We start from the raw sequence: 8,905 nt of genomic DNA, 5'->3' as shown, positions 1-8,905 counted from the left end.
GTTCTGGTTATAGTCGGTTCATTAAAAGTATTTTCTAATTAATTGAGAGATAAACTAATAAATCACCTAATTATTCAATTTTTCATTTAATTGTTTCATAGCTTTTTCTGATGTCTTCACAGCAAGCTCTGTGAGTTTTTCTTTTAAAGCAGCATTGTTGCCTTGAGTGTATATAGCAGTAAAATGAAATGACTTAAGCTGAATCGGTGTATTCAGAATTTCCAGTCGACCATCGAGAATTTCTTTTAAAGCCGTTAGTTTTGGTACGACAGCAATTCCCAATCCTTGTTCAGCCAGCCGTAATAATGTTGCTAAAGAATAACTGGTGATTGAAAGTGGTTCATCAATATTTTGTTCTTTCATTCTGGCTTTAAGCTCTTTATAGGGATAAGTCATACGTGGATAAGTCAAAATAGTATGTGACATCAATGCCTTAAAAGACATTTGACCAATCCCGCCCTTAAACGACGGCGCTGCCAAAAAGCTGAGCTCAAAATCGCACAATGCTCTTTCAATACATTCAAATGGTAATGTTGGTCCTAACAAGAACGCCATGTCCAGATCACCAGTGCGTACACCTTCTTGCAGATCAGGTGTCAAACTCACCACGATTTCTACTGAAACTTTCGGAAATTCCTGCTGAACCTTTTCCATGTATTCAACAAGCCATGTATATACTATTGTTTCAGATACACCTAAACGTATGGTACCCGTTAAATACTGATTTTCCGTCAGTTCTGCGACCAAATCCGTTTCTAGTCGCATAAACTTTTCTGCATACTTAAATAAGGTCATACCTTTATGCGTTGCTTTAATCTGACGGGAGCTTCTATCCAGAACTTTAAAGCCTAGATCATTTTCAATCGCTGTAATTTTTTGAGAAATTGCAGGTTGAGTTGTCTGTAATTTTGTCGCGGCTTTATTAAAACTATTTAAAGTCACTACCCAATAAAATGCTTCTAGATTTTTTAAGTTCATCATCAAATACTATCAATAAATTTTAATCAATAGCCAAAGCAATTCCTTTGCCAAATATAATGTGCGAAAACCATATCAATAATGTGGTGGCACATTGGACTGTGGATCAAATGCTGCAACACCTTCTGACAAATCAGCAGATTCGACACGCTGATACAAAATCTGCATTTGTTTTTTTAAATCAGCAATTTCCACATTTTGACGGGCCACTTGCTCATTCAGTTGATCAACTAAATCGTCTAAAAATGCAATTCGCACTTGCAAATCTTCAATGGGTGCGGAAAATGACGCCTGATCATTTAGATTTTTTTGTTTAGTCATTTAACTCTCCTCATTTGGGATTTCAGGAAACATTATGGCCTATATTACTTTAAGGGATGTCCAGCTTGCATTTGGTGGACCTGCCCTACTCGATGGCGCGAACTTTAACCTAGAACGTGGCGAACGAGTGTGTTTGATCGGCCGTAATGGTGAAGGTAAATCTACCCTGCTCAAACTTATTGAAGGAAGCCTACTCCCTGATCAGGGCGAAGTCTCAATTCAAAATGGCTTAACCGTATCTATGTTAGCGCAAGATGTGCCAATGGATAGCGGAAAAGTTGCCGATATTGTTGCTGATGGTGCAGGAGAAGCAGCAAAAGTTTTAAAAGAATACCACGAAGCAAGTGATGCGTGTGTACTTGGTGATATGCAAGCTTGTGACAGAATGGGGTTATTACAGCATAAACTGGATCAGCTTGATGGATGGGCACTCGAAACCAAAGTAAACTCCATTCTGAGTAAAATGGGCCTAGATCCACAGGCAGATCTGGCTGAACTATCAGGCGGGCGTAAACGCCGGGTGCTTTTGGCACGTGCACTTCTTACTCAACCAGATGTGTTGTTACTTGATGAACCAACTAACCATCTGGATGTCGAAAGTATTGAGTGGTTAGAAAAATTTTTGCTTGATCAAAATAATCTGACCCTGCTTTTTATTTCGCATGACCGTGCTTTTGTCGATAGCGTTGCAACACGTATTGTTGAACTGGATCGAGGCATTTTACGTAGTTATGAAGGAAACTATACCCGTTATTTAGAACTCAAAGCACAGCAACTCGAAGCTGAAGAAAAACAAAATGCCCTGTTTGACAAAAAACTGGCAGAAGAAGAAGCCTGGATTCGTCAAGGGATTAAAGCCCGCCGTACGCGTAATGAAGGTCGTGTTCGTGCCTTAAAAGCTTTACGCGAAGAGTCCAAAGCACGCCGTTTCCAGCAAGGCAAAGTCAACATGGGGGTTCAGGAAGCCTCTCGTTCTGGCAAACTGGTCTTCGATATTGAACATCTACGTGTTGAATATGACGGGAATCCACTGATTAAAGATTTTTCTGCGATTGTGCTTCGTGGTGATCGTATTGGTCTGGTTGGAGACAATGGTGTAGGTAAAACAACACTCATTAAAGCCATATTGGGTGATGTGGAACATGGTGGCTCAGTCAAGGTCGGGACACAACTTGAAATTGCGTACTTTGATCAGCTGAGAAACCAGTTGGAGCTGGAAAAATCAGTATCCGATAATGTTTCAGAAGGTTCTGATTTTGTCGATGTACACGGACAACGTCGACATATCTACAGCTACCTACAAGATTTTTTATTTTCTCCTGAGCGTGCCCGCACACCAGTCAAGGCACTTTCTGGGGGTGAGAGAAATCGTGTCTTGCTTGCAAAACTATTGCTTAAGCCATCTAACCTGATCGTCATGGATGAACCAACCAATGATCTGGATATGGTTACTTTAGAGCTATTAGAAGAAATGTTGGCAGAATACAAAGGGACATTACTCCTGATTAGCCATGACCGTGCATTTATGGACAATGTCGTGACATCGACATGGGTATTTGATGGTAAAGGCAATATTGATGAATACATTGGTGGTTATCAGGATTATCTTCAACAACGCCCAGACCAGACTGTTGTTGACCAAAAGAGTGATGTAAAAAAAGCCATTGCCAAAGCAGAGGCTGAAGCAGCAAAAAATACAGCCACTCCTGTTAAAAAAGTAAAACTCAGCTATAAAGATCAACGTGAACTTGAACAACTTCCTGCTGAAATAGAAACTTTAGAAACCGAACAATTTGAACTTTCAGAGAAGTTGGCAGATGGCTCATGGTTTGTCACGGATGCCGATGCAGCAACAAAAGCATCACAACGTTTAGCAGAAATCGAAGATTTATTGTTAGAAAAACTAGAGCGTTGGGATAAACTTGAAGAGATGAGCAAAGGTAGTTAATCTCCTTAGTAAATAAAAAACTCCGTACTATTTACGGAGTTTTTTTATTTTCAGAAATTCTTACCATTTCTTGATTTATTTATATTTGATCAGAACTAAGGCACCAAAATATTGCGTAATTTTATTTTTGATCCTGCCACTGACTATTTTAATGGTCTCTGCTTTTAGTCTTTACACTATTAAACTATAAAAATAAATCAATAAAAATTATTTAATTAATTTGAATAACAACTTCTATAAATCCTTATGGCATCGTTTTTGCAAAATTCTCTCAAAATACAAAATTAAAAAGCAGGAGTATTTGTAATGCATAACCCATCTACCACAGATGCCTTTGAAGACAAGCCCTCGTCTGCCGCAAATGAAACCCTGGAAGACTACACTTTACGCTATGCACCGCACAGTTTTAGACGCTGGAGTCCCAAAGTCGTTGCTATTACAGCATTAGGTGGAATCGCATATCTCGCTGACTTTTCAATCGGGGCAAGTATTGGCATGACTTATGGTACCACCAATGCCATTTTCTCGATTTTATTCGCAGCCATTATTATTTTCCTGACTGGAATTCCTCTGGCTTATTATGCAGCACGTTACAATATTGACCTGGACCTGATCACTCGTGGTGCAGGTTTTGGATATTTTGGCTCAGTACTTACCAGTATTATTTTTGCAAGTTTTACTTTTATTTTCTTTGCCCTTGAAGGCTCGATCATGGCACAAGGGTTACTTTTAGGCTTAGGTATCCCTCTGTGGGCGGGCTATCTTATTTCTACGATCATGGTCATTCCCCTTGTGATTTATGGCATGAAAGCCTTAAGTAAATTACAAGTCTGGACTACACCGATCTGGTTAATTCTAATGATTGGTCCAGTTGCCTACCTCATCCATAAAGAACCCAATCTGGTAGGACAATTTGCTACCTATACAGGGGCTAGTGGCTATGCCCCTATGGATATGGCAGCTATTATGCTGGGTGCAGGGGTATGTCTATCGCTTATCATGCAGATTGGTGAACAAATTGACTATCTGCGTTTTATGCCTGCCAAAACAAAAGAAAATAGTAAATCCTGGTGGGCTGCAGTCATTTCAGCAGGTCCAGGATGGGTCATTTTAGGCGCAATTAAACAGATTATCGGAGCATTCTTGGGTTTTTACTTACTCACCAAAATCCCTGGTGTGAATGCGACCGAACCAGTACAACAGTTTAATGCTGCATTCCATGACATGCTTCCTGGTTGGTTGGCATTAACCCTAGCCGTTATTTTAGTCGTAATTTCTCAGATAAAAATCAATGTGACCAATGCCTATTCTGGCTCTCTGGCATGGACGAGTGCTTATACCCGCATGAGCAAACATTACCCAGGACGTATCGTTTTTGTGATTGTCAACTTACTGATTGCCTTAGCATTGATGGAAGGTAATATGTTTGCTGTTCTTGGTAAAATTCTAGGTTTCTATTCGAATTTTGCCATTGCCTGGGTTGTTGTTGTCGCAACAGACATCTCGATCAATAAGTACTTACTCAAACTTTCTCCCAAAGAGCCTGAGTATCGTCGCGACATGCTATATAACATCAACCCTGTTGGTATGGTATCTTTCCTTGCTGCTGCTGGACTTTCTATCGCTGCATTCTTCGGCTTGCTGGGTGATTTCCTTGCATCATATTCACCATTGATCGCGTTAGTTGTTGCGTTTGTCCTTACCCCTATCATGGGACTACTAACCAAAGGGGAATACTATATCAAATCAGAACATGACGGGATTAAAGAGCCTCGTTATGATGTTGAAGGTACACCTGTGGCAACAGTTTACCATTGTGTATCATGTGACCAGGATTATGAGCGCCCCGACATCATGTATTCTCATAGGCATAATGGTGTAATTTGCTCACTGTGTAAAACGATGGAAAAATAAAAACTCTAAAATAAATCAGCGCAAATTTACAAGCTCCTGCTATTAGGGGCTTTTTTACATATTCAATAAGATAAAAAAAGCCATGGTCTGGAGAGAGTCATGGCTGTAAAACTTAAATTTCGATTCGCCCAAAAGTAATATTAAACCCAATACCTGGCTAATAAATAGGCAATAACTTTATAGGCAATATTTCAAAACAAGTTGATTTGTCCTGATGTTGATAGAATGCATGAAAGTAATGAAAACATCATGAATGTTATGTAGTAAACCTTAGTGAAAATGCAAAGAATCATTAATACATAAATAGAGTTTAGTAATCTCTATTGCTTTTTAAAAATAATTTAATAAATACAAAATATTAAGTGAAAAATAAAATTAATAATCATGTTTATTTGGTATCGCTTTCCAAATAAAAATCCCACATTTTTGAATGTGGGATTTGGTCTTTTTTAAACTTAAAATATTTAAGCCAAACCAACCAGAGCAATAAATGCAGCCAATGCACCCACGATTTTTTTACCATAAGGAATATGATCAACTATAAATTTACCAAATCCCAGACCTACAATATAAATCATTACCATAGCTGTCACCATCCCGGCTACTAGCCCAATAAGATGGCCAGACTGACCTAATTCAGCACCATGTGCAACACCGTGAAAAGTCACTAATAGAGCCGTTGCAACCGGTAAGATGACTTTAGATTTTGACCAGAGTGCAACAGCAACGGCAAGTAAGGATAACCCTATACCATATTCAGCAAAATTTTCAGGAATCAGATGTTCAACCCCTATCGCAAAACCTGAAACCAGTGCGATTGACATGACTAAAACGCCAACAAGCTTCCATTGTTTGACTGCCGAATAAAACAATACACCTAGTGCAAGCGCCATCATCATGTGATCAAGCCCTGTAAACGGATGAAGAAAACCAGCTTCAAAACCCACATGGCTATGATCATGTCCTGGGTGAGCAAATACCCATGCTGGCATAAAAGCCAGACATGCAAATATTATTGTTTGAATGATTTTTTGCATTACAATTCCTTAGGCTTTAAATAGACCTTGTTTTTCAATAAATGAAATAATTTCTGTCAAACCATCTTCAGTTTTCATGTTTGAAAAGATAAATGGTTTATCACCACGCATGCGTTTGGCATCCTGATCCATCACCTCCAAGCTTGCACCAACCATAGGTGCCAAATCAGTTTTATTAATAATTAATAGATCCGATTTAGTAATACCTGGACCACCTTTACGCGGAATTTTTTCCCCCCCAGCAACATCTATAACGTATAAGGTCAGATCAGATAGTTCAGGACTGAACGTAGCCGCCAGATTATCACCACCACTTTCAATGATGATCAGTTCCAAACCTTCAAACTTTTCACATAAATCATCAATCGCAGCCAGATTGATGGAAGCATCCTCACGAATGGCAGTATGTGGACAACCACCAGTTTCCACACCGACAATTCGATCTGGTGACATTGCTTCATTTCGGGTTAAAAAATTTGAATCTTCTTTCGTATAAATATCATTGGTAACAACTGCCATGTTGTATCTATCGCGAAGTGCCCGACATAGATTCAGTGTAAGTGCTGTTTTACCAGATCCAACAGGTCCGCCAATCCCGACACGTAATGGGCTACGTTCTGACATGATTTTTTCCTTCTTAATCTTAATAACTGGATATGTTTCATTTTTAGTGAGAAACAATAATTGGTCTTAACATGACTCTTGTCACATTGAAAAAACGTGTAAGAACTTAAGATCGAAATAATCTGGAATACTGGGTTTCATGTTGCATGCTCAGCATTGCGTATTGAGGTAGACTACTACTGATCTCATCATCTTGTAATTTCAGTGCTTTTTCAATGGCATCAGGAATCAATCCATGCAAATGCCATAAAATTCGCTGTCCACTCATCTGCCCGAGTGGTACTGTTTTAACTGCAGCCAAAACCTGATTTTCCAGAACAGTAAATGTATATGCTGTTAAAACATCATTTTCACTTAAACCCAGTCTTGCACAAAGTTCTGCATAGACTGGAACAAAGCCATACTGTTTTTTGACATTTACAGATATTTTTAAAACATCTCGAATCCATGCATTCAATGAAAATGCCAACTGCGCAGATTCAGCCAATAGTTCTTTACTTTCGCGACTGGCACGATATAAATCTGCCCAATACAAAAAGTCCTGTTCAGATGATGTATGCTGCATCAAACGTTTTAGTACTGGTAATTCAAAACGAACCAAGAGCATTTCCAGCACTTCTTCAAAATAGCAAATACTACTGGGTTCATCGTAAATCATGCCTTTAACAATGGCACTTTCCACACCCTGTGAATAACAATATGCTCCTACTGGCAGAGCTGTCGATGACAGGGTAAGCAGTTTGAGCAATTGTGTGGCATTAGTGATGGACATGATGTAAAGCCTTGATTGGGCTAAGCCTGTGATCATGGTTATGTTGTGCGTACGCCCCACTTTCTGGTTCAAAAGGATGGTCTATTTCTGAAATTTTTAAACCTAGTCCGGTCACCATTTCTGCAAGTACATGGTCTGGTTCAAAATATAAAGCTGTTGGGGTAAGCATAAGTGGAACATGACGATTACCTAAATGATAGGCTGCTTTGAGTAATTCAAATGGTGTATTGGCTGTCACCTGCATCAAGCGTTCTGGTTTTGCATCAACTCTTAATATTTCGCCTTGTTCAGTTGCAATGTATGAACCACTTCTTAAAATACCTGTACGCGGTAAATCTGCACCAATATCGTTTCCATTTTGTAAAGTTGCCCGAAAGCGACTTTTTTGGCGAGTATCAAAAGTTAACTGTACCGTTTCAAATACTGCTCCATCATCAACTTGCTCAAGTCTTTGAGTAAATATTTTCATCTTTATCCTGTTTCTTTTTGATGCAATGCTGCTCAATCTATTTAAAAATGCTTCAAAAATAAGCATTTTTCATGCCAGAACAATGAAATTCGTTACGTTAATAAAATCAAATCACACTCATTATTTTTTTATCACTTCGATGAGTTTAGCAAGTTGATCCATGCCATCAAATGTGCTTGGTATTTTGTCATCTGAAGAAACGATTGGAGAAAAAATAATATTTTCAAATTTTGTAAATCCATCCTTATTCTTCTTATGCATTTCTTCCGAATCTTCAGCATAATTATGGATAAATTGACAAAGTGCCATTCGCAGTTCTAGTTGCATCATCTGGGATTGTATTGAACTACGTTCCTTTAAATTAATTCTAAAAAAATAAATTAAAATAAAGAGTAAAGTTAATATTGGAAATTCTAAGAGTAATATACTCATTAAATTAATTTTCTGAGTAGAAACAAACAAACTACCAGTTAATAAATTTATTATTGGTAATAAAGTAATTATAGCTATAAAAAAAAGATGAAAAAAGTTTTTATTTTCTAACTCATTTTTCTTCTGATCGTATAAATTTTTAAAACCTTCATTTAATAAAACAAAATCATACTGGCTTTTAGATTGTTCCAGTTTAATTTCTAATCTTTTAACAGCATCTATTTTCTCTTGAAAAGAAGCTTCCCACATTTCAATATCTTGAATACATTTTGAGATATTCGCTTCAATTAAGCTTACTTTTTTTAATGGAGATTTATGATACTCAACTTTTAATATCTCGTATGGTAATACATTTACTCCATAATAAAACAAATTATTCATATAAAACAATTTATTGGTTACTAAAAACC

General features: G+C 37.9%; 8 protein-coding genes and 1 pseudogene. 2 read left to right on the top strand and 7 right to left on the bottom strand.

Features of this window, described 5'->3' with window-relative positions; translation table 11 throughout:
* Positions 1-66 precede the first annotated feature (66 nt).
* Together mumR and KPC_RS15275 are read right to left on the bottom strand one after the other, a co-directional pair.
* Positions 67-978: a LysR family transcriptional regulator MumR gene (mumR, locus tag KPC_RS15280; RefSeq protein WP_121975223.1), complete on the bottom strand. Its 912-nt coding sequence runs from the start codon at positions 976-978 to the stop codon at positions 67-69.
* A 75-nt stretch (positions 979-1,053) separates the two neighbouring features.
* Positions 1,054-1,299, bottom strand: a complete 246-nt coding sequence (locus KPC_RS15275) for a SlyX family protein (RefSeq protein WP_121975222.1) — start codon at positions 1,297-1,299, stop codon at positions 1,054-1,056.
* A gap of 34 nt (positions 1,300-1,333) precedes the next feature.
* Between KPC_RS15275 and KPC_RS15270 the strand changes: the two genes are divergently transcribed.
* Both KPC_RS15270 and KPC_RS15265 read left to right on the top strand, forming a co-directional pair.
* Positions 1,334-3,247, top strand: a complete 1,914-nt coding sequence (locus KPC_RS15270; RefSeq protein WP_121975221.1) for an ATP-binding cassette domain-containing protein — start codon at positions 1,334-1,336, stop codon at positions 3,245-3,247.
* Positions 3,248-3,553: 306 nt separating this feature from the next.
* Positions 3,554-5,161: a purine-cytosine permease family protein gene (locus KPC_RS15265; protein ID WP_121975220.1), complete on the top strand. Its 1,608-nt coding sequence runs from the start codon at positions 3,554-3,556 to the stop codon at positions 5,159-5,161.
* Positions 5,162-5,625: 464 nt separating this feature from the next.
* On the opposite strand, the gene KPC_RS15260 is transcribed toward KPC_RS15265, so the two are convergent.
* The 5 genes and pseudogenes from KPC_RS15260 to KPC_RS20795 form a co-directional block, all read right to left on the bottom strand.
* Complete coding sequence (locus tag KPC_RS15260) at positions 5,626-6,198, bottom strand: HupE/UreJ family protein (RefSeq protein WP_121975219.1); 573 nt, start codon at positions 6,196-6,198, stop codon at positions 5,626-5,628.
* A gap of 9 nt (positions 6,199-6,207) precedes the next feature.
* Positions 6,208-6,822, bottom strand: coding sequence for an urease accessory protein UreG (gene ureG, locus KPC_RS15255; protein ID WP_121975218.1), 615 nt, complete (start codon positions 6,820-6,822; stop codon positions 6,208-6,210).
* 106 nt (positions 6,823-6,928) lie between these two features.
* Entirely contained in the window at positions 6,929-7,594 is a 666-nt protein-coding gene (locus tag KPC_RS15250; protein ID WP_121975217.1) for an urease accessory protein UreF, read from the bottom strand.
* Entirely contained in the window at positions 7,581-8,063 is a 483-nt protein-coding gene (ureE, locus tag KPC_RS15245) for an urease accessory protein UreE (RefSeq protein WP_121975216.1), read from the bottom strand. Before ureE ends, KPC_RS15250 begins: the two co-directional genes overlap by 14 nt.
* A gap of 120 nt (positions 8,064-8,183) precedes the next feature.
* Positions 8,184-8,905: pseudogene (locus KPC_RS20795) on the bottom strand (hypothetical protein); the annotation flags it as partial.

The organism is Acinetobacter stercoris (genome assembly GCF_900323515.1).
Lineage (GTDB): Bacteria > Pseudomonadota > Gammaproteobacteria > Pseudomonadales > Moraxellaceae > Acinetobacter > Acinetobacter stercoris.
The sequence above is the reverse complement of the archived record's forward strand: the minus strand, read 5'-3'. Positions and strand labels throughout refer to the sequence as shown.